Raw genomic sequence first — 20,920 nt, 5'->3', positions numbered from 1 at the left:
CCCACGAACGCGGGGACCCATAACCACAAATGGTCATTGCTCGGCCGAGCTGTGGCTCCCAGCGTTGGTGACGGCAAGCAATGGTGGTTATGGGTCCCTGCTCCCGTGCGCAATTGCGCACTAGGCAGGGACGACAGCTATTTGCGGGTGCGCCTTTGCCCACCCTGCACCGTTACGCCGGCGGATTCACCGAGGAGTCTCCGCGTCCGAGCTGTTGCTCGCGCACGAAGATGTAGAGGCCGGCCGCGATGATAACAGCGGCGCCGACGATGGTGGCCCAGGACGGCACGTCGCCGAACACCACGAAGCCGAAGATCACCGCCCAGACGATCATCGAATATTGGTAAGGCACCACCACGCTCGCCGGCGCGAGCTTCAGCGAACGATTCACGCAAAGCAGCGCCGCGACCGAGATGATGCCGGCGGTGAAGAACAGCACGAGACTGCCGGCTGATGGCGTCACCCAGCGGAACGGCGAGAGCACCGCACCCAGGATGAACGTGCCGCCGAATTGCGATGTCGCGAGCACGATATCGGGCGTCGCCCGCAGCGAGCGCGTGATCAGCATCAGCACCGCAAACGACAGGCTGCCGCCAAGCGCGATCATCGCCGGCCAGCTGATCGTCTGCGCCGACGGCCGCAGCGCGATCAACACCCCGCAAAAGCCGACCAGGATCGCGGTCCAGCGCCGCCAGCCGATATGCTCGCCGAGCACGAGGCCGGACATCGCGGTGACGAAGATCGGCCCGGCCAGATAGTAGGTGATGACGTCGGCGAGCGGCAGATAGACGGTCGCCAGGAAGAACGCCGCGACCTCAAGCGTCGACAGCGTGACACGCAGCAATTGCAGCCACGGCCGCTCCAGATGCAGGAAATCAGCCCGCCGCTGCCACACGATCGGCAGCAGCACGAGCAGCGCCGCGCAGGCGCGCAGCCACAGCAATTGCCCAACCGAATAGGTGGCGACGATGAATTTGCCCATCGCATCGCCGAACGAGAACATGAAGATCGACAGCAGCATCAATCCGATGCCGGCGAGCCGCGCCGATCGATCGTCATAGGAGGACAGTTTTGCGAACAGGCTCATTGTTGTCTTGTTGCCGCCGCGCGTGAATCGGGCCGGTCTTGCTGCCGGTTTTACCGACGTGGCGATGCAGGACAACCCCACCGACGGCATATCGAACCAATTGTCGCAGTGCGGCGGCTGCGCTACCGCTAGCCAGCCCTTCAAGAACGAGAGCAGGAAACGCCGCATGAGCGAATTCGACCCCACCCAGCATCGCATGGTCCCCGCGCAGCGCTGGTTCGAGGATTTCGTGGTCGGCGAGCGCTTCGTGATTCCGAGCCGGACCCAGACCTCGGCCGTGTTCGCGGCGTTCCAGACCGCGAGCGGTGACACCCATCCTATCCATTACGACGTCGAATATTGCCGCACGCGCGGCATGCCTGACCTGCTCGCCCATGGCTTCCAGACCCTGGTGCACACCGCGCCCGGCGCAGGGCTGTTCCCCTATGTCGTCGAGGAGTCGCTGGTCGGCTTCCTGGAACAGTCGAGCAAGTTCCTGAAGCCGGTCTATGCCGGCGATACCATTTATCCCGCGCTGGAGGTGATCGAGCTGTCACCCGGCCGGGCCACGGGCGTCGTGACGTTGCGCTCGACCGTGCACAACCAGCGCCGTGAGCTGGTGCTGGAGGGAATGCAGAAATTCCTGGTCCGGCGGCGGCCGACATAGCCGCTTGGGCCGTAAAAAGGCCCGAAAATTAAGGCTTTTCGCCGAAGTCAGGGCCTTTCCGGGTTGCCGCAGCGGCCACCCTGCCCTAACTAGTGAACATCATGAAATTCCTCGATGAAGCAAAAGTCTATATTCGCTCGGGCGACGGCGGCAACGGCTGCGTCGCGTTCCGGCGCGAGAAGTTCATCGAGTTCGGCGGTCCCTCCGGCGGCAATGGCGGTCGCGGCGGCGACGTCATCATCGAGGCCGTCGACGGGCTGAACACGCTGATCGACTACCGCTACCAGCAGCACTTCAAGGCGCCAAAGGGCACCAATGGCATGGGCAAGGACCGCCATGGCGCCAACGGCAAGTCGATCGTGCTGAAAGTGCCTGTCGGCACCCAGGTGTTCGACGAGGACCGCGAGACCCTGCTGCACGATTTCACCGAGCTCGGCGAGAAATTCGTGCTGGCTGAAGGCGGCAATGGCGGCTTCGGCAACGCGCATTTCAAGTCTTCCACCAACCGCACGCCGCGCAACGCCAATCCCGGTGCGCCGGGCGAGGAACGCTGGATCTGGCTGCGGCTGAAGCTGATCGCCGACGCCGGCCTGGTCGGCCTGCCCAACGCCGGCAAATCGACCTTCCTGTCGGTGGTCAGCGCGGCGCGGCCGAAGATCGCCGACTATCCCTTCACCACGCTGCATCCGCAGCTCGGTGTGGTGAATTACGGCGGCCGTGAATTCGTGCTCGCCGACATCCCCGGCTTGATCGAAGGCGCGCACGAGGGCGCGGGCCTCGGCGACCGCTTCCTCGGCCATGTCGAGCGCTGCCGCGTGCTGCTGCATCTGGTCGACGCCACCTGCGAGCATGCCGGCAAGGCCTACAAGACGGTGCGCACCGAACTCGAAGCCTATGATGGCCAACTCGCCGACAAGATCGAGATCGTCGCGCTCAACAAGATCGACGCGGTCGCGCCCGACGAGCTGAAGAAGCAGAAGGACCGCCTCAAGCGGGCCGCGAAGAAGACGCCGTTGTTGCTATCAGGCGTGACCGGCGAAGGCGTGCAGGACGCCCTGCGCACGCTGGTCGAGGTGATCGGCGAGGCGCCGGTATCCAACAAGGCCAAGGCTCAGGCGGAGCCGTGGGCGACGCCGCTGCCGCAGGGTTGAACGGCAACGCCGAACAACACCTGTGCTTCCCAAGCCACCTCGTGGCGCATATTGCTTCCACCTTCCTGCCAGACCGCACCCATGAAACGCCCCGCGCTCAAGAGCTTTCGCCGCATCGTCGTCAAGGTCGGCTCCTCGCTGCTGGTCGATTCGCAGGCCGGTGAGGTGCGGGCGTCCTGGCTCGCCGCGCTGGTCGACGACATCGCCAAGCTGCACAAGGGCGGCCGCGAGATCATGGTGGTGTCGTCGGGCTCGATCGCGCTCGGCCGCAGCCGCCTGAAGCTGCCGCGCGGACCGCTGAAGCTCGAGGAGAGCCAGGCGGCGGCCGCGGTCGGTCAGATCGCGCTGGCGCGGATCTGGTCGGAGGTGCTCGGCCATCACGATATCGGCGCCGGGCAGATTCTCGTGACGCTGCAGGACACCGAGGAACGCCGCCGCTATCTCAACGCGCGCTCGACCATCGCAAAGCTGCTCGAATGGCGTGCGGTGCCCGTGATCAACGAGAACGACACGGTCGCGACCACCGAAATCCGCTACGGCGACAATGATCGCCTCGCCGCCCGCGTCGCCACCATGACCAGCGCCGATCTGTTGATCCTGCTGTCCGACATCGACGGCCTCTACACCGCGCCTCCCGCGGTCGATCCCGACGCGAAGCTGATCCCGGTGGTCGAGAGCATCACCTCGGAGATCGAGGGGATGGCGGGCTCGGCCGGGTCCGAACTGTCGCGCGGCGGCATGACGACCAAGATCGAGGCCGCGAAGATCGCGACCACCGCCGGCACCCACATGCTGATCGCCTCCGGCAAGATCGAACATCCGTTGCAGGCGATCGCCGATGGCGGCCGCTGCACCTGGTTCCTGACCCCGGCCAATCCGGTCACCGCGCGGAAGCGCTGGATCGCGGGCTCGCTCGAGCCGAAGGGCACGCTGACCATCGATGCCGGCGCGGTCGCAGCGCTGCGCGCCGGCAAGAGCCTGCTGCCGGCCGGCGTCATCAAGGTCGACGGCCAGTTCGCCCGCGGCGATGCCGTGGTGGTGCGCGGGCCCGACACCCATGAGATCGGCCGCGGCCTGGTCGCCTACGACGCCGAGAACGCCGAGAAGATCAAGGGCCGCTCCTCGCCCGACGTGATGGCGATTCTGGGCATCAGCGGCCGGTCCGAGATGATCCATCGCGACGATCTGGTGATCGGCCCGGCCGGCGCGATCCCGGCCAAATAGGCCCAAATAGCCTACTGGGCCTATGGCCGGGCCTGCCGCCAACCTGCCATGCCGGTTCCGCGCCTCGCCAACCCATCAATTGCCATGCTAGAACATGGCCTTAATCCAAAGCTGGGACTTCCATGAGCGCGCCCCTGAAGGCGATCGACGGCAACGCCGATCTCGCCGCCCTGATGACCGACCTCGCCGCCAAGGCGCGCGCTGCCGCGCGCGTGCTGGCGCTGGCGCCGCCGGAGCAGAAGGACCGGGCGCTCGCCGCGATCGAACGCGCGATCCGCGCCAACGCGCCGGCCATTCTCGCCGCCAATGCAGAAGATGTCGCCGAGGCGCGGGCTGCCGGCATGACCTCTGCCTTCGTCGACCGCCTGACACTGACACAGGCGCGCGTCGCCGGCATGGCCGACGGCGTAGCCACCGTGCGCGAAATTGTTGATCCGGTCGGCGCCGTCACCGAAAGCTGGCAGCGTCCGAACGGCATGACCATCGAGCGCGTCCGCGTGCCGCTCGGCGTGATCGGCGTGATCTTCGAGAGCCGCCCCAACGTCGCCGCCGACGCCGGCGTGCTTTGTCTGAAGTCCGGTAACGCCGTGATCCTGCGCGGCGGCTCCGACAGCTTCCGCTCCTGCCGCGCGATCCATGATTGTCTGGTGCAGGGCCTGCGTGAAGCCGGCCTGCCTGAGGCCGCGATTACCTTGGTGCCGACCCGTGACCGTGCGGCTGTCGGCCTGATGCTGACGGGATTGAACGGTGGCATCGACGTGATCGTGCCGCGCGGCGGCAAGAGCCTGGTCGCACGCGTCGAGGCGGAAGCACGCGTTCCGGTGTTCGCGCATCTCGAGGGCGTCAACCACATTTATGTCGATGCCAGCGCCAGGCTCGAGATGGCAAAGGCGGTCGTCCTGAACGCCAAAATGCGCCGTCCCGGCGTCTGCGGCGCCGTCGAAACCCTGCTGGTCGATCGCAAGGCCGCCGCGACGAAGCTGAAACCGCTGGTCGAGTTGCTGATCGATGCCGGTTGCGAGGTGCGCGGCGACGCTTTCGTGCAAAGCTCCGATACCAGGGTGAAGCCCGCGTCCGACGAGGACTGGGACACTGAATATGAGGACGCGATCATCTCGGCGAAGATCGTCGACGGCCTCGATGAAGCGATTGCGCATATTCAGAATCACGGCTCGCATCACACCGATGCGATCGTGACGGAGGATGCCGCTGCCGCGCAAAAATTTCTCAACGAGGTCGATTCGGCGATCGTGCTGCACAACGCCTCGACCCAGTTCGCCGACGGCGGCGAGTTCGGTTTCGGCGCGGAGATCGGGATTGCCACCGGCAAATTCCACGCCCGCGGTCCGGTCGGCGCCGAGCAGCTGACGAGCTTCAAGTACCGCGTCCACGGCACCGGGCAGACACGGCCGTGATCATTGTCGCACGCGCACGGTAGACCATTGCAGCAAGCCCCGACCGTGCCGCACTCCGCAGCCCAGGCGCTTCCGTTCTATACCAACGGCATGCGTATCGGGCTGCTCGGCGGCTCGTTCAATCCGCCGCACGCCGCGCATCGCGCCATCAGTCAGTTCGCGCTCAAGCGATTGCAGCTCGACCGCGTGTGGTGGCTATTGACGCCGGGCAATCCGCTGAAGAACCATGATGGATTGCACGCGCTCGCCGAGCGCGCCGCGGCCGCGCGCCGCGTCGCCGACGATCCGCGCATCGACATCAGCTGTCTCGAAGCTGTCATTGGTGTCCGCTACACTGTTGACACGATCATCCACTTGCGCCGCCGTGTCTCCGGCGTGCACTTCGTCTGGATCATGGGCGCTGACAATCTCGCGCAATTTCATCGCTGGAAAGATTGGCGGCGCATCGCCTCCGACGTGCCGATTGCCGTGATCGACCGACCGCCCCAGAGCTTCCGCGCCCTTGCCGCACCGGCGGCGCAGGCGCTCATGCGCTATCGCGTGCCCGAAAATCAGGCGACACGGCTGGCCGATCAGCAGGCGCCGGCCTGGGTGTTCCTGACAGGAATGAAATCCAATCTGTCTTCGACCGGACTGCGGAACCCGGACGGGAGCTGGAGGACGGCGTGAAGCGCAAAAGGGTTACTGGAATATTGAAACCATTAACCCCACATGCGTAATATGGTGCGTGGGGCCGAGGATTCGGCACCCGCGATACAGTGAAAGGAATGGTCCCTGGCCACATCTGTATTGTCCAAGTCTGTTTTACCCAAGGTTCCAAAGACTGCGCGTAAAACATCGACGAAAACCGCGGCCTTGCAGGCACAACCGGATGCCGACAAACCGGATGCCAACAAGACGCTGAGCCTGATCCTCTCCCGCCTCGAGGATATGAAGGCGGAAGAGACGGTCACCATCGACCTTCGCGGCAAATCCGCATATTCCGACTACATGATCGTCACCACCGGCCGGGTGAACCGGCACGTCGGTGCGATCGCGGAAAATGTGACGAAGGGCCTGAAGGAAAACGGGGTCAAGAGCATTCATGTCGAGGGCATGCCCAATTGCGACTGGGTGCTGATCGATTCCGGCGACGTGATCGTGCACGTGTTCAGACCCGAGGTGCGTGAGTTCTACAATCTCGAACGGTTGTGGACTCAAAACCCGGCGGTCGCGGCGGTCTAAGGCGTACCAAGGCCGATGCGAATCGGCAGCAGCGCAGCTAGTCTGCGTTGATGCGCCTCGTTGTCATCTGCATCGGCCGCCTGAAACAGGGCCCGGAACGGGAGCTCGCCGAGCGTTATCGCGAGCGCTTCGAGGATATCGGCCGCAAGCTCGGTTTTCGCGGCCTCGACATTCATGAGATTGCGGAGAGCCGCGCGCGCGACGCGCCCCCACGCATCGCCGAAGAGGCCATGGCGATCTCGGCTTTGCTGCCTGACAAGCACGCGCTGGTGGCGCTCGACGAACGCGGCAAGAGCATCGACAGCACAAGCTTTGCCCAGCAGCTCGGCCGCTGGCGCGACGAGGGATTGGCGCATACCGTCTTCGTGATCGGCGGCGCCGACGGACTTTCGCCCGAATTGCAGCGCAAGGCTTCGTTGCGTATTGCATTCGGCTCCGCGACCTGGCCGCACCAAATGGTCCGCGTCATGCTTCTGGAACAGATTTATCGGGCCGCAACCATTTTGGCCGGCCACCCCTATCACCGCGCCTGAGGCGCGGCGACGGACAGTCGAAAGCGCTGAACGCACTCGGATGCAGCACAAGCGGGATATAGCTTCGTATTTGGCTTCGTACCTCGGCACCGCGCGGCGCTTCTGGTTGCCGGCGTCGCTGCCTCTGTCGATCGCCATGTTCGCTGCGTATCCGCTGACAGCGGCGCGCGCGCAAGCGACACCTCCAGCGCAACAATCCGCGCCGCCGGCGCAGCAGGCCACCGCGGCGGAGACATCGCCCGATGCCATCAAGCAGCGCGAGCAGGAGCTCGAGGCCGCACGCGAACAGCAGCGCAAGGCGACCGAGTTGCAGGAGAAGCTGAAGGCCGATGTCGCCGCGATCGGCCAGGACCGCAGCAAGCTGAACCAGCAGCTGATCGACATTGCCGGCCAGGTACGCGGCGTCGAGACGCGGATCGCGGACGCCGAGGCACGCTTGCAGGCGCTCGACGGCCGAGAGCGTGAAATCCGCGGCTCGCTGGATTCACGCCGATCCGAGGTGATCGAGGTGCTGGCCGCGCTGCAGCGCGCCGGACGACGCACGCCGCCGGCGCTCCTGGTGCGGCCCGAGGACGCGCTGCAATCGCTGCGCACCGCGATGCTGCTCGGCGCCGTGGTGCCGGAGTTGCGCGTTCGCGCGGAGAAGCTTGCCGCCGACCTCGGCGAACTGGTGGCGCTGCGCAAGACGATCTCGACCGAGCGCGACGCGCTGGCCGGCGACCGCGACAAGCTCAGGGAAGATCAGACCCGCCTTGCGGCGCTGGTCGACGAACGGCAGCGGCAGCAGAGCGCGGCCGAAAAGGACATGGAGGCGGAAGGCGCCCGCGCCATTACGCTGTCCAAACAGGCCGACAATTTGCAGAGCCTGATCGCCAAGATGGAGCAGGACCTCAAGAGCGCGGCCAAGGCTGCGGCCACGGCCAGCCTCCAGGGGGCGCCCGCCACGGTTAACGGCAAGCCCAATCTGGGGGCCCTGAAGGACCCCGCCCGCCTGAGCCCGGCGGTCGCCTTTGCCTCGGCCAAAGGCCTGTTCTCCTATCCCGTGAATGGCACCAAGATTCGCGAATTTGGCGGTTCCGACGGCGCGGGCGGCGTACAAAAAGGCATTTCTTTGGCAGCCAAGCCGGGCGCGCAGGTCACAACCCCGTGTGACGGCTGGGTTGTTTACGCGGGTCCCTTCCGCAGCTATGGACAACTCTTGATCCTCAATGCCGGGGGCGGGTATCATGTCCTGATCGCCGGGATGGAGCGTATTTCGGTAAACATCGGCCAGTTTGTACTTACGGGGGAGCCGGTTGCGACCATGGGGTCGACGTCCCAAGTTGCATCCATTCTCGCCACCAATGCGAGCCAGCCAGTGCTCTATGTCGAGTTCCGGAAAGACGGCACTCCAATCGATCCAGGTCCATGGTGGGCCGCAAATGAAGGCGAAAAGGTTCGCGGATGATGCGCAAGACTTCGGTAATTCTCCTTAGCGCCGCCACCGGCGCGGCCCTGACGCTTTTCGTCACGCAGCCCCGCGCGGTGCTGATGGGATCGAGCGCGCGCGCCGCGACGTCGGACACCTACCGCCAGCTCAATTTGTTCGGCGACGTGTTCGAGCGGGTGCGCAGCGACTATGTCGAGAAGCCCGATGACTCCAAGCTGGTCGAATCCGCGATCTCGGGCATGCTGTCCGGCCTCGACCCGCACTCGAGCTACATGGATGCCAAGAGCTTCCGCGACATGCAGGTGCAGACCCGCGGCGAGTTCGGCGGCCTCGGCATCGAGGTCACGATGGAAGACGGGCTGATCAAGGTCGTCTCGCCGATCGACGACACCCCGGCCTCGAAGGCCGGCATCATGGCCAACGACATCATCACCAATCTCGACGACGAGGCCGTGCAGGGCCTGACGCTGAACCAGGCCGTCGAGAAGATGCGCGGTCCGGTCAACACCAAGATCAAGCTCAAGATCATCCGCAAGGGCCAGGACAATCCGATCGACGTCACGCTGGTGCGCGACAACATCCGCGTCCGCTCGGTGCGCGCGCGCGTCGAGGCCGACGACATCGCCTATATCCGCATCACCACCTTCAACGAGCAGACCACCGAAGGCCTGAAGAAGGAGGTCGCCAATCTGCAGGGCCAGATCGGTGACAAGCTGAAGGGCTACATCATCGACCTCAGAAATAACCCCGGCGGCCTGCTCGAGGAAGCGGTCACGGTGTCCGATTCCTTCCTGGAGCGTGGCGAGATCGTCTCGACCCGCGGCCGCAATGCCGAGGAAACCCAGCGCCGCGCCGCCCATCCGGGCGACCTGACCAAGGGCAAGCCGGTGATCGTGCTGATCAACGGCGGCTCGGCTTCGGCCTCCGAAATCGTTGCCGGCGCGCTGCAGGACCACAAGCGGGCGACGCTGGTTGGCACCCGCTCGTTCGGCAAGGGCTCGGTGCAGACCATCATCCCGCTCGGCTCGGGCAACGGCGCGCTGCGCCTGACCACCGCGCGCTACTACACGCCGTCGGGCAAGTCGATCCAGGCCAAGGGCATCGTGCCCGACATCGAGGTGCTCCAGGACGTGCCGGAAGAGCTGAAGGCGCGCACCGACACCAAGGGCGAGGCCTCGCTGCGCGGCCATCTGAAGAACGATGGCGACGAGAAGACCGGCTCGCAGTCCTATGTGCCGCCGGATGCCAAGGACGACAAGGCGCTGAAGATGGCCGACGACCTGCTGCACGGCATCAAGTCGACCTCCAGCGCGACGACGCCGGCGCCTGAGGCCGCGCGCGACAAGGCCGCGGTCGACAAGCCCGGCAACAAGGCCGCGAACTGATCCATCCAATCGATCTGGCGCAAAGGGCGGCCCTCGGGCCGCCCTTTCTGCTTTCTGCACCTGTGCTTGGACGGGAGGCCGGGGCGCGGGAATGCACCGCATCGTGCTATCGTTCGCCCTGTTGATTCGGGGAGGGTCATGGCAGAGGCGGCCGACGAACTGAGCACGCCGCTTGGGCAGACGACCAAGGGCAGGAGGCGCCGCGTCCGCCTGCCATTCACGGCGATGCAGGCGCTTGCCGTGCTGCTGGGGCTCGTGCTGGTCGGTTTCGGCGGCGTCGCGCTGTTCAACGACAATCCGCTCGGCGGCGAACCGATGGCCCGTATCGCGCTCCGCACGCCCCCGCCCGCAACCGCCGACGACAAGCACGCCCCGGCCAGCCAGGCCGAACCAGCGGCCAAATCGCCCGCCAAGGCGCCGGCCGCAGCCAGCGACGCCAAAGACGCGAAGACCGTCACCATCATCGACGGTTCCAGCGGCAAGCGCCAGGACGTGGTGATCGGTGCCGCCGATCCCGCCGACAAGGGCGATGGCGACGCGCCGGCGCTCGCGATGACCGGCATCGACCCGCGCCTGCTGGAAAAATCGCGCTATGGCATGATCCCGGTGGTCGCCGACGGCCTGAAGCCGTTCACGGTCTATGCGGCCGACGCCGACCGCGCCAAGGCGGGCCGGATGCCGGTGGTCGCCATTGTGGTCGCCGGCCTCGGCGTCGGTGCCGCCAAGACCACTGATGCCATCATAAAGCTGCCGCCGGCCGTGACGCTGGCCTTCACGCCCTATGGCTCCGACCCCGGCAAGCTTGCGGAACGCGCCCGGACCCAGCGCCACGAGATCCTGCTGCAGATCCCGATGGAGCCGTTTGACTATCCCGACAACGATCCGGGGCCGCAGACCTTGCTGACGACGCTCGGCAGCGAGCAGAATCTCGACCGCCTCTACTGGCACCTGAGCCGCCTGCAGGGCTATGCCGGGATCGCCAATTTCATGGGTGCCCGGTTTGTCGCAACCGATCTCGTGATGCAGCCCATCGTCCGCGAAGCGGCCAAGCGCGGCCTGAGCTATTTCGATGACGGTTCCACCCCGCGCAGCGTCGCGCAGAGCCTCGCCGCCGGCCAGGCGCTTCCGTTCGCGAGGGCCGATTTCGCGATCGACGCGGTGCCGACGTCGGCGGAGATCGACCGCGCGCTGGTCAAGCTGGAGACGATCGCCAAGGAACGCGGCACCGCCGTGGGCGTCGCCTCGGCGCTGCCGGTCTCGATCGAACGGCTCGGCGCCTGGCTCAAGACACTGGACTCCAAGGGCATCATGCTTGTGCCATTGACAACGGCGATGCTGAAATCAAAATCGGGCTAAAGATCAATCCGTTGGTGCAGCTTGAGACCTTGCCGGGGGGCCGGGTCGGCGGCTCCGGAAACTGTACGAGGTAGCGGCAGCATGGCACGTTATGAAGACCTGCCCTATCGAACCTGCGTCGGCATCATGCTGCTGAACACCGCTGGGCTGGTCTTCATCGGACGCCGCGCCGGTGGCATCGAGCATGTCGACGACGCTCACGTCTGGCAGATGCCGCAAGGCGGCGTCGATCCCGGCGAGGATACGTTTCAGGCCGCGAGGCGCGAGCTCTATGAAGAGACCAGCGTCAAATCAGTGGAAAAGCTCGGCGAGGTCCCGGACTGGCTGATCTATGACATCCCGCGCACTGTGGCGGGGCGCGCCTGGAAAGGCCGCTACCGCGGCCAGCGGCAAAAATGGTTCGCCTTGCGCTTCACCGGCGAGGAGAAGGAGATCAACGTCTCCAATCCCGGTGGCGGTGGCCACAAGGCCGAGTTCATGTCCTGGCGCTGGGAGCCGATGAAGAATCTGCCGGAGCTGATTGTGCCGTTCAAGCGCCCGGTCTATGAGCGCGTCGTGAAGGAATTCGCCGGTTTGGCGGCCAAATAGACCCACGACGTACGCAACCGAGATGTCATCAGATAAGCCCTATCGCCCCAACGTGGGCATTGCGCTGTTCAACACCGCTGGACGCGTGCTGATCGGCCACCGGATCAAGGACGATGGTCCGGAGATCGTGTTGCCCGGACTCGAATGGCAGATGCCGCAAGGCGGCATCGACGCGGGCGAGGATCCGCGCCAGGCCGTGATGCGCGAATTGTGGGAAGAGACCGGAGCCGTCAACGCCGACTATCTCGGCGAGACCGACTGGATGACCTACGAATTTCCGTCCCATCATGTGCCGGAAACACACCGTCTGGCGCGATTTCGTGGCCAGCGGCAAAAGTGGTTTGCGCTGCGCTTCACCGGGCGCGACGACGAGATCGATCCGTTGACGCCGCGCAACAACCAGCCCGCGGAATTCGATCAATGGCGCTGGGAGCGCCTCGACCGCGTTGCCGATCTCGTGGTGCCGTTCCGGCGCGACGTCTATCGCGCTGTCGCCACCCGGTTTGCGGAATTCGCCGGCTGATCTGCAGGCGCCACGCGCCGCGCATCGCCCGGCGTCATGCCGTAGGTCGCGCGGAACACGCGATAGAACGTCGCGATGCTGTCGAAGCCGCATGAGAACGCGATCTCGTCAATGCCACGCTCCTGCATGAGGTAGAGAGACCGCCTCGCCTCCTTCAGCCTTGCCGCCGTCAGCGTCCGCGCAAACGACAGGCCGGTCGGCTCGAACAGCGCATGCAATTGCCGCAGTGAAATGCAAAGCTCCGTGGCCACTGCGGCCGGCGTGAGCGACGGCCGATGCAGGTCGCGGAGCAGGATCTCGCGCGCGGCGTGGAGGTAGCCCGCATGCAGCGCGGCACGGATTTCATCCTGGCGCGGCCGCACGCGCCCGCGCGCAAGCAGCGCCAGGCGCACCATATGCGTGACGTCGCCGGCGAACTCCCCGGCCTGCGTGGGATCACGCGTCATCGCGCGGAACATGGCGCCGACAAGCCGGGTCAGCCCGGCATCCCGCGACAGCATCACCGGCGGCACGTCCTCGATTCGCGCATCGAGCACAAGCTCGCCGGTGACGGGAATCTTGAGGCTGTAGAAATGAAAGCCGTCGGTGCGTTCGGGCTTCGAGGCAAACGGAAGATTGGAGTGGCCGAACACCAGATCTCCGTTGCGCACGTACTGGACGCGATCGCGGCCAATATCCATGTGACCGGGCCCGCGCACCTGCCACGCGAGATGCAGGCTGTTGCTCGGGACGCGTGCGATGTCGGACGAGGTCCGGCTGACGCGATAGGAGGATGCCGACATTTCCGCCAGCACCGCCTCGCCGACGGGCGTTGCGGAGAACCGTCCACGGAAATCGGGCCGCTTGTCACGGTCGAGCTCGATCGTGACCCCGAACAGGCTTTTGCCGCGTACGTCGCACCAGTGCTCGAAACGGTCTTGCGGGCGGAGAGCATCGGTGGAGAAAGTCAGCACTGCATCTTGTCCGTTACATCAAGGATGAAATCGCGATGCGATCGGGCCAATTCGTCATCGCGCCGCAACTTGTCATTTGTGCACGATTCTCGCTGTAAACTGCTTCACAGTTTCCGGATCATGTCCTGCAGCGCGATGAGATAGGGTTGGATCGTCATCGCGCTTTGGCCCTTTGTTTGAGCATGATCTTTTCGGAAAACCGCTTCGCACTTTTCCGGATCATGCTTTAGTTCGGGCCGACCGCGAACGGACCGATCGCGATGACACGACAATCGCTGTCACGCTTGACGCACTCGCCAAGCGCCGAATTCACCGCGGTCTGTTCGTTGGCGGCCTTCAATCCGAGCCCCGGCCGTCCCTGCGCGCCGACCGCGATCGCATTCCAACCCGCCGTCGCATCGGCGAGCTTCCGTGCAACTTCATTTCGTTCGCCCGGCGCGATGACCGAGCTATCCGCGGCCCTGAAGAAACCCGTGACACGCAACGTGGTCGGAATCGACACCACGAAGACATCGTCGACCACGACGATCGTGCAGGGCACGCCCGCGACCGCGCCGCAGGCTTGCAGGTTGCGGCGCGCCGATTCCTCGAGCGAATCGATGCCTGAATTGAAGAAGAATTGCCCGCCCGGACCGAGCGCGATGGTCCGCGTCTTGCGCCCCGGCACGAACAGGTTGTCGAGCCGGGCCCTGGCCGGGTCGCGCAGCAGCGGAACGTCCTTGGTGGCGTACGGCTTCTCGACCAGCGCGTCGCGCTTCACCCATGGCAACGGCGGCAGCGGAGGCTGGCCATGGGCATACACGACGGTGTTGCCGACGGCGTACAGTTCGCACTTGCGCGGCGAGTTGGCATTGTCGGCGCGCTTCTGGCACAGCTCGAGTGCCGCCGTCTTCGCCGCGTCCTCGCTCGGCTGCGCCACGCTCCATCCGACGAAGCCGTTGATGTTGAGGGCAACCGCCTTGGAATCGCCTGCGGGCAAATATTCGGTCGCCAGCGCGCTGCGTGTGCGGTCGCTGACGAAGGGGGTGCTGTCGGCAACGAACTTATCGCCCGATGCGATCGAAGGTGGCGGTGACGGTGGCACCGGAGAGGCCGGCGCGGCCAGATTGGGCGCAGGCGCAGGTTTCGCCGGGACAGACGGCGCCGTCGATGCTGATGGCGACGGTGCGGCCGATAGCGCCGGCGAAGCGGATGCCGCGGGCGCGGATGTCGGAGTGGAGCTCGCCACCGAAGCGGGCTTCGTCGCCGACGTTTCCAGCTTGGTGTAGGTAAGGAAGCCGCCGACGCCGATCGCCGCCAACAGCACCAGGGTGATGGCGGCGGGCCACATCCAGGCCGGCGCACCCGCAGGGGCGGCCTTGACCGGCTTCTTGACCTGAGGCGTCGCGTAGGTGCCGTCCTCGCGCCGCATCGCCACCATATAGGCGTGCACGGGGGTCGGGATGTTCTTCACTTCCTGCGCGCCGATGTCGGCGAACTGCACCGACAGCTTGTTGGCGACCTGTTCGTGCACCGCGCGCGATATGCAGATGCCGCCGACCTCGGCGAGGCCCTCGAGCCGCGCGGCGATATTGACGCCATCGCCGAGCAGATCGCCGTCGCGCTCGACGACGTCGCCGATGGTGATGCCGATTCGAAACGCCATCTGCCGGCTTGGGGGATACGCCATGTTGCGCGTGCGCAGGCTTTCCTGGATGTCGATCGCGCAGCGCACGGCTTCAACGGCGCTGGGGAATTCCGCAAGCACCGCATCGCCCGCGGTGTTGAAGATGCGGCCGCCGCATTTCGCAATGAAATCGTCGGTGACTTGCCGGTAGGAGGCGAGCCGCCGCAGCGTCTCTTCCTCATCCTCGGCAACCAATCGACTATAGCCTGCAATATCGGCCGCAAAGATCGCCGCGATCTTGCGCTTCATGAGCACCAGCCCCGGACCCAAATATAGCGGGCAGAATGCCGCCAGACGCTCGCAGGCGCAATAAGCATTCAGCGCCCGCCAAGCTGCGGCGAGCGTTGAATTGTTCAAGTTTCCTGGCCGATGACTGGAAAAGTGTGAGCGATTTCACAAGGAGGTCCGGCTCACCCGGACGCAATGGCGCGATCGCGACCAGGCAATCGCGCCTTAGTGCATAGCCGTCGCGTTGAGCTCGTGCTGAATGCTCTTGAAGTGATCGAGCCGCTCGATCGCGTTGTCGAGCTCGAAGCCCTCCTTCTCGGCGAGCTTCTCTTGCATCTCGGTGATTGTCTCGGCGAACCTCGCGCGATCGAGGTCCTCAATCGCGGTCGCAACGTCGGCAAGCACAGTGAGGCCCTTGTCCGAGACCTCGGCAAGACCACCGAGCACGATCACCCTCTCGCGCTTGCCGGCGGCCCTGATCGTCAGGATGCCCGGACGAACCGTGGCGATGACGGGCGCATGTCCGGCGAGCACGCCGAAATCACCCTCCACGCCGGGAACGTCAACCTGATCGACCTCGCCGGAGAAGGCGAGCTTTTCGGGAGAGACGAGATCGAAGTGGAAGGTGGCCATGGTCTTTCCGTTCTTTGCGCTGTCACCCGCGGGCTCGACCCGCGGGTCCATCAGTCAAAATGCTTCTGGTGCGATGGATCGCCGGATCAAGCCCGGCGATGACGACATCCCAAAGCTTAGGCCGCTTCGGCGGCGAGCTTCTTGCCCTTCTCGACGGCTTCTTCGATGGTGCCGACCATGTAGAACGCCGCTTCCGGCAGATGGTCGTACTTGCCCTGGCAGAGATCGCGGAAGCCCTTGATGGTGTCGGCGAGGTCGACGAACTTGCCCGGCGAGCCGGTGAAGACTTCGGCGACGTGGAACGGCTGCGACAGGAAGCGCTCGACCTTGCGGGCGCGGGCGACCGTCAGCTTGTCCTCTTCCGACAGTTCGTCCATGCCGAGAATGGCGATGATGTCCTGCAGCGACTTGTAGCGTTGCAGAATCTGCTGGACCATGCGCGCGGTGTTGTAGTGCTCGTCGCCGACGACGAGCGCCGACAGCATGCGCGAGGTCGAGTCGAGCGGATCCACCGCCGGATAGATGCCCTTTTCCGAGATCGCGCGCGACAGCACCGTGGTGGCGTCCAAGTGCGCGAACGAGGTGGCGGGCGCCGGGTCGGTCAAGTCGTCGGCCGGCACGTAGATCGCCTGCACCGAAGTGATCGAGCCCTTCTGGGTGGTGGTGATGCGCTCCTGCAGCGCGCCCATGTCGGTCGCGAGCGTCGGCTGATAACCCACCGCCGAAGGAATACGGCCGAGCAGCGCCGACACTTCCGAGCCCGCCTGGGTGAAGCGGAAGATGTTGTCGACGAAGAACAGCACGTCCTGGCCCTGGTCGCGGAAGTGCTCGGCAACCGTCAGACCGGTCAGGCCGACGCGGGCGCGGGCGCCCGGCGGCTCGTTCATCTGGCCGAACACCAGCGCGCACTTCGACTTCACGCTCGGATCCGGATTGTGCGGATCGGCGTTGACCTTCGATTCGATGAACTCGTGATAGAGGTCGTTGCCTTCGCGGGTCCGCTCGCCGACGCCGGCGAACACGGAATAACCACCGTGCGCCTTCGCGACGTTGTTGATCAGTTCCTGAATCAGCACGGTCTTGCCGACGCCGGCGCCGCCGAACAGGCCGATCTTGCCACCCTTCGCGTACGGAGCAAGAAGATCGACGACCTTGATGCCGGTGACGAGGATTTCGGCTTCGGTCGACTGGTCGGTGTAGGTCGGCGCTTCCTGATGGATGGCGCGCAGGCCTTCGGACTTGATCGGACCGGCTTCGTCGATCGGCTCGCCGATCACGTTGATGATGCGGCCGAGCGTGCCTTCGCCGACCGGCACCCGGATCGGCTCGCCGGTGTCGGTCACTTCCTGACCGCGAACCAGACCCTCGGTGATATCCATCGCGATGGTACGCACCGTCGACTCGCCGAGATGCTGCGCGACTTCGAGCACCAGGCGATTGCCGCCATTCTTGGTCTCGAGCGCATTCAGAATCGCCGGAAGGTGGCCTTCGAACTGCACGTCGACCACGGCGCCCGTGACCTGGGTGACGCGACCGTTCTGGTTGGCTGCTGTAGCCATGGACTGTTCTCCTTCGAAATCTGCCTTAGACCGCCTCAGCGCCGGAGATGATTTCAATCAGCTCCTTCGTGATCTGGGCCTGACGGGTCCGGTTGTAAATCAGGGTTTGCTTGCGGATCATTTCGCCTGCGTTGCGCGTCGCGCTGTCCATCGCGCTCATCTGCGCGCCGTAGAACGAGGCGTTGTTCTCCAGCAGCGCGCGGAAGATCTGCACCGCGAGGTTGCGCGGCAACAGGCTGCCGAGAATCTCGTCTTCTTCAGGCTCGTATTCGTAGGACGTGGCGGGGGCCGCACTGGCCGCGGGTGCGACCACCTCGAGCGGAATGATCTGCTGCGCGGTCGGGATCTGCGCGATCACCGACTGGAAGCGCGAGTAGAACAATGTGCAGACATCGAACTCGCCGGCGTCGAACCGCGCCAGCACCTTCTGGGCAATGTCCTCGGCATTGACGAAGCCGATCTGGCGCACCGAACGCAGGTCGAGATGCTCGACGATGCGCTTCTCGAAGGTCCGCCGCAGTTGCTCGTAGCCTTTCCGGCCGACGCAGAAGAATTTGACTTCCTTGCCCTGCGCGAGCAGCGACTGTGCCCGCTCGCGCGCCAGCCGCACGATGGCGGAGTTGAATGCGCCGGACAGGCCGCGCTCGCCGGTGCAGACCAGCAGCAGGTGCACGTCGTTCTTGCCGGTGCCCGCGAGCAGCGCCGGGGCGCCGGGCGAGCCATTGGCCGCGGCGGCGATGTTGGAAATCACCGCATCCATCTTGGTGGCATAAGGCCGCGCCGCTTCGGCGGCGTTCTGCGCGCGGCGCAGCTTCGAGGCTGCGACCATCTGCATGGCCTTGGTGATCTTCTGCGTCGCCTTGGTCGAGGCGATGCGGACCCGCATGTCTTTTAGTGACGCCATTCTTCGTTCACCCCGGCGATCCGACCACAACGGTCAGACCGCAAGCCTCCGTTCGTCACACCCGGCGGCGAGCCGGGCGACGTCCCATTCGTTATGCAAACGTCTTGGCGAAGCCTTCGACGGCCGTCTTGAGCTTGGCGGCAGTGTCGTCGGACAGATCGCGGCTCGTGCGGATCGCATCCAGAATGTCGGCATTCTTGCCGCGCAGCAGCGACAGCAGGCCGTCCTCGAACGCCTTCACCTTGTTGAGCGGCAGCGGATCGAGATAGCCGTTGGTGCCGGCCCAGATCACGCAGACCTGCTCTTCCATCTTCAGCGGCGAGAACTGCGGCTGCTTCAGGAGCTCGGTCAGGCGCGAGCCACGGTTGAGCAGGCGCTGCGTCGAGGCGTCGAGGTCCGAGCCGAACTGCGCGAACGCCGCCATCTCGCGGTACTGCGCGAGTTCGCCCTTGATCTTGCCGGCTACCTTCTTGGTCGCCTTGGTCTGTGCCGACGAACCGACGCGCGACACCGACAGACCGACGTTCACGGCAGGACGGATGCCCTGGAAGAACAGGTCGGTTTCCAGGAAGATCTGGCCGTCGGTGATCGAAATCACGTTGGTCGGAATGTAGGCCGACACGTCGTTGGCCTGGGTTTCGATGACCGGCAGCGCGGTCAGCGAGCCCGAACCGTGGTCCTTGTTGAGCTTCGCCGCACGCTCGAGCAGGCGGGAATGCAGGTAGAACACGTCGCCCGGATAGGCTTCGCGGCCCGGCGGGCGGCGCAGCAGCAGCGACATCTGGCGATAGGCGACGGCCTGCTTGGACAAGTCGTCATAGATGATCACGGCGTGCATGCCGTTGTCGCGGAAGTATTCGCCCATCGTGCAGGCGGTGAACGGCGCGATGTACTGCATCGGAGCCGGATCGGACGCGGTGGCCGCGACGATGATCGAGTATTCCAGCGCGCCCTGCTCTTCGAGCACCTTGACGAACTGCGCGACGGTCGAGCGCTTCTGGCCGATCGCGACGTAGACGCAATACAGCTTGAGGTTCTCGTCCGGCTGGGCGTTGAGCGGCTTCTGGTTCAGAATGGTGTCGAGCGCGATCGCGGTCTTGCCGGTCTGACGGTCACCGATGATCAACTCGCGCTGGCCGCGGCCGATCGGAATCAGCGCATCGATCGCCTTCAGGCCGGTGGCCATCGGCTCGTTCACCGACTTGCGCGGAATGATGCCGGGCGCCTTGACGTCGACGCGCTTGCGTTCGGTCGCCTGGATCGGGCCCTTGCCGTCGATCGGGTTGCCGAGCGCATCGACGACGCGGCCGAGCAGGCCCTTGCCGATCGGCGCGTCCACGATGGCGCGGGTGCGCTTGACGGTCTGGCCTTCCTTGATTTCGCGGTCGGCGCCGAAGATCACGATACCAACGTTGTCGGTTTCGAGGTTGAGCGCCATGCCGCGCGTGCCGTTCTCGAACTCGACCATTTCACCGGCCTGAACGTTGTCGAGACCGTAGACGCGGGCAATACCGTCACCGACCGACAGCACCTGGCCAACTTCGGTGACTTCGGCTTCCTGGCCGAAATTCTTGATCTGGTCCTTGAGGATCGCAGAAATTTCTGCGGCGCGGATGTCCATCAGCCTGCCTCTTTCATCGCGTTCTTGATCGAATTGAGTTTGGTGCGAAGCGAACTATCCACCATGCGGCTGCCAAGCTTGACCACGAGGCCACCGATAATGGAGGGATCGACCTTCACGTTAAGCGCGACGTCCTTACCCGTCACTGATTTCAGTGCGGCCTTCAGCGCGTCGAGATTCTTGTCATTGAGCTGCTCGGCGACGGTGACTTCCGCAGTCGCCTCGCCCTTGAACTTCGCCACCAGCGCGCGATAGGCGCGGATCACATCGGCAATTGCGAACAGCCGGCGATTGGCGGTGAGCACCTTGAGGAATTTGGCCGACGTGCCGGAGATACCGGCCTTGTCGAGGACCGCGGTCAGCGCCTTGAGCTGGGCGTCCGCGGAAAACACCGGGCTGCGGACGAGACGCTTGAGATCGGCGCTCTCGTTGAGCATGGCCTCGAATTTGTCGAGGTCGGCCCTGACTTGATCGACGGATTGCTCGTCGCGCGCCAACTCGAACAGGGCCGTTGCGTAACGACCGGACACTCCCGAAACGGACGGATCTTCAGCAGCCACGAGCTCGCTCTTTTTTGCTGTCAAATTCGCAAGGGAAAAACCGTCGCCACCAAAGCAGCGCCTAGCGATCCAAGCCCTTGGAATTCAAGCGGGACTTCGATTTTCGACCGGCACAGGACGTGCCGGGATCGTTAAAATCGCGGCTTTGCTAACATAGCAATCGCGCAGGTGCAACATGACGGCATCGTGCAAGCCGCCTTGTCGCATGCGCTTTTTGGCGACCGCAGCGAGCCGC

Annotated in this window: 20 protein-coding genes; 12 read left to right on the top strand and 8 right to left on the bottom strand. The window is 64.9% G+C overall.

The genetic code is table 11. The features are described 5' to 3' along the window. Positions 1–172: 172 nt before the first annotated feature. On the bottom strand, positions 173–1,087 hold the full coding sequence (locus tag K359_RS0122505) for a DMT family transporter (RefSeq protein WP_029081357.1): 915 nt from the start codon (positions 1,085–1,087) through the stop codon (positions 173–175). A 166-nt stretch (positions 1,088–1,253) separates the two neighbouring features. On the opposite strand from K359_RS0122505, the gene K359_RS0122500 reads away from it, so the two are divergent. From K359_RS0122500 to K359_RS0122445, 12 genes are all read left to right on the top strand, one after another. Beyond that, on the top strand, positions 1,254–1,733 hold the full coding sequence (locus tag K359_RS0122500) for a MaoC family dehydratase (protein ID WP_029081356.1): 480 nt from the start codon (positions 1,254–1,256) through the stop codon (positions 1,731–1,733). Positions 1,734–1,834: 101 nt separating this feature from the next. Further along, positions 1,835–2,884 (top strand): GTPase ObgE, encoded by a 1,050-nt coding sequence (gene obgE, locus K359_RS0122495; RefSeq protein WP_029081355.1) that lies wholly within the window; start codon positions 1,835–1,837, stop codon positions 2,882–2,884. A gap of 81 nt (positions 2,885–2,965) precedes the next feature. Continuing rightward, complete coding sequence (proB, locus tag K359_RS0122490) at positions 2,966–4,108, top strand: glutamate 5-kinase (protein ID WP_029081354.1); 1,143 nt, start codon at positions 2,966–2,968, stop codon at positions 4,106–4,108. 122 nt (positions 4,109–4,230) lie between these two features. Next, positions 4,231–5,523 (top strand): glutamate-5-semialdehyde dehydrogenase, encoded by a 1,293-nt coding sequence (locus tag K359_RS0122485; protein WP_029081353.1) that lies wholly within the window; start codon positions 4,231–4,233, stop codon positions 5,521–5,523. Between the two features lie 45 nt (positions 5,524–5,568). Next, on the top strand, positions 5,569–6,192 hold the full coding sequence (locus tag K359_RS0122480; RefSeq protein ID WP_029081352.1) for a nicotinate-nucleotide adenylyltransferase: 624 nt from the start codon (positions 5,569–5,571) through the stop codon (positions 6,190–6,192). 186 nt (positions 6,193–6,378) lie between these two features. After that, positions 6,379–6,747 (top strand): ribosome silencing factor, encoded by a 369-nt coding sequence (gene rsfS / locus K359_RS0122475; RefSeq protein WP_029081351.1) that lies wholly within the window; start codon positions 6,379–6,381, stop codon positions 6,745–6,747. 50 nt (positions 6,748–6,797) lie between these two features. Then, positions 6,798–7,280, top strand: coding sequence for a 23S rRNA (pseudouridine(1915)-N(3))-methyltransferase RlmH (gene rlmH, locus K359_RS0122470; protein ID WP_029081350.1), 483 nt, complete (start codon positions 6,798–6,800; stop codon positions 7,278–7,280). 40 nt (positions 7,281–7,320) lie between these two features. Beyond that, positions 7,321–8,727: a murein hydrolase activator EnvC gene (locus tag K359_RS0122465; RefSeq protein ID WP_051346292.1), complete on the top strand. Its 1,407-nt coding sequence runs from the start codon at positions 7,321–7,323 to the stop codon at positions 8,725–8,727. Beyond that, positions 8,724–10,094, top strand: a complete 1,371-nt coding sequence (locus K359_RS0122460; protein ID WP_029081348.1) for a S41 family peptidase — start codon at positions 8,724–8,726, stop codon at positions 10,092–10,094. Before K359_RS0122465 ends, K359_RS0122460 begins: the two co-directional genes overlap by 4 nt. A 138-nt stretch (positions 10,095–10,232) precedes the next feature. Then, entirely contained in the window at positions 10,233–11,450 is a 1,218-nt protein-coding gene (locus tag K359_RS0122455; protein ID WP_029081347.1) for a divergent polysaccharide deacetylase family protein, read from the top strand. A gap of 81 nt (positions 11,451–11,531) precedes the next feature. Beyond that, entirely contained in the window at positions 11,532–12,038 is a 507-nt protein-coding gene (locus K359_RS0122450; protein ID WP_029081346.1) for an RNA pyrophosphohydrolase, read from the top strand. A 22-nt stretch (positions 12,039–12,060) separates the two neighbouring features. After that, on the top strand, positions 12,061–12,561 hold the full coding sequence (locus tag K359_RS0122445) for an RNA pyrophosphohydrolase (protein ID WP_029081345.1): 501 nt from the start codon (positions 12,061–12,063) through the stop codon (positions 12,559–12,561). Here the strand turns inward: K359_RS0122445 and K359_RS0122440 are convergent. The 7 genes from K359_RS0122440 to K359_RS0122410 all read right to left on the bottom strand — a co-directional run bounded on the left by K359_RS0122440 (position 12,519) and on the right by K359_RS0122410 (position 20,685). Further along, positions 12,519–13,514: an AraC family transcriptional regulator gene (locus K359_RS0122440; protein ID WP_029081344.1), complete on the bottom strand. Its 996-nt coding sequence runs from the start codon at positions 13,512–13,514 to the stop codon at positions 12,519–12,521. The two genes, K359_RS0122445 and K359_RS0122440, sit on opposite strands and share 43 nt — an antisense overlap. A 226-nt stretch (positions 13,515–13,740) precedes the next feature. Continuing rightward, a complete protein-coding gene (locus K359_RS0122435; protein WP_029081343.1) occupies positions 13,741–15,429 on the bottom strand; it encodes an adenylate/guanylate cyclase domain-containing protein in 1,689 nt (562 codons plus the stop codon). Positions 15,430–15,633: 204 nt separating this feature from the next. Continuing rightward, the gene (locus K359_RS0122430) at positions 15,634–16,041 is read right to left on the bottom strand and encodes a F0F1 ATP synthase subunit epsilon (protein WP_029081342.1); all 408 of its coding nucleotides are present in this window, start codon (positions 16,039–16,041) and stop codon (positions 15,634–15,636) included. A gap of 116 nt (positions 16,042–16,157) precedes the next feature. Beyond that, positions 16,158–17,600 carry a F0F1 ATP synthase subunit beta gene (gene atpD / locus K359_RS0122425; RefSeq protein WP_029081341.1) on the bottom strand — a complete coding sequence of 481 codons (1,443 nt, stop codon included), beginning with the start codon at positions 17,598–17,600 and terminating at the stop codon, positions 16,158–16,160. A 25-nt stretch (positions 17,601–17,625) separates the two neighbouring features. Beyond that, positions 17,626–18,504, bottom strand: a complete 879-nt coding sequence (locus tag K359_RS0122420) for a F0F1 ATP synthase subunit gamma (RefSeq protein ID WP_029081340.1) — start codon at positions 18,502–18,504, stop codon at positions 17,626–17,628. A gap of 91 nt (positions 18,505–18,595) precedes the next feature. After that, positions 18,596–20,125 carry a F0F1 ATP synthase subunit alpha gene (gene atpA / locus K359_RS0122415; RefSeq protein ID WP_029081339.1) on the bottom strand — a complete coding sequence of 510 codons (1,530 nt, stop codon included), beginning with the start codon at positions 20,123–20,125 and terminating at the stop codon, positions 18,596–18,598. After that, positions 20,125–20,685, bottom strand: coding sequence for a F0F1 ATP synthase subunit delta (locus K359_RS0122410; RefSeq protein WP_029081338.1), 561 nt, complete (start codon positions 20,683–20,685; stop codon positions 20,125–20,127). The genes atpA and K359_RS0122410 overlap by 1 nt, the downstream gene beginning before the upstream one ends. Positions 20,686–20,920 lie beyond the last annotated feature (235 nt).

The sequence above is a fragment of the Bradyrhizobium sp. th-b2 genome, from assembly GCF_000426785.1.
Lineage (GTDB): Bacteria > Pseudomonadota > Alphaproteobacteria > Rhizobiales > Xanthobacteraceae > Bradyrhizobium > Bradyrhizobium septentrionale.
The sequence above is the reverse complement of the archived record's forward strand: the minus strand, read 5'-3'. Positions and strand labels throughout refer to the sequence as shown.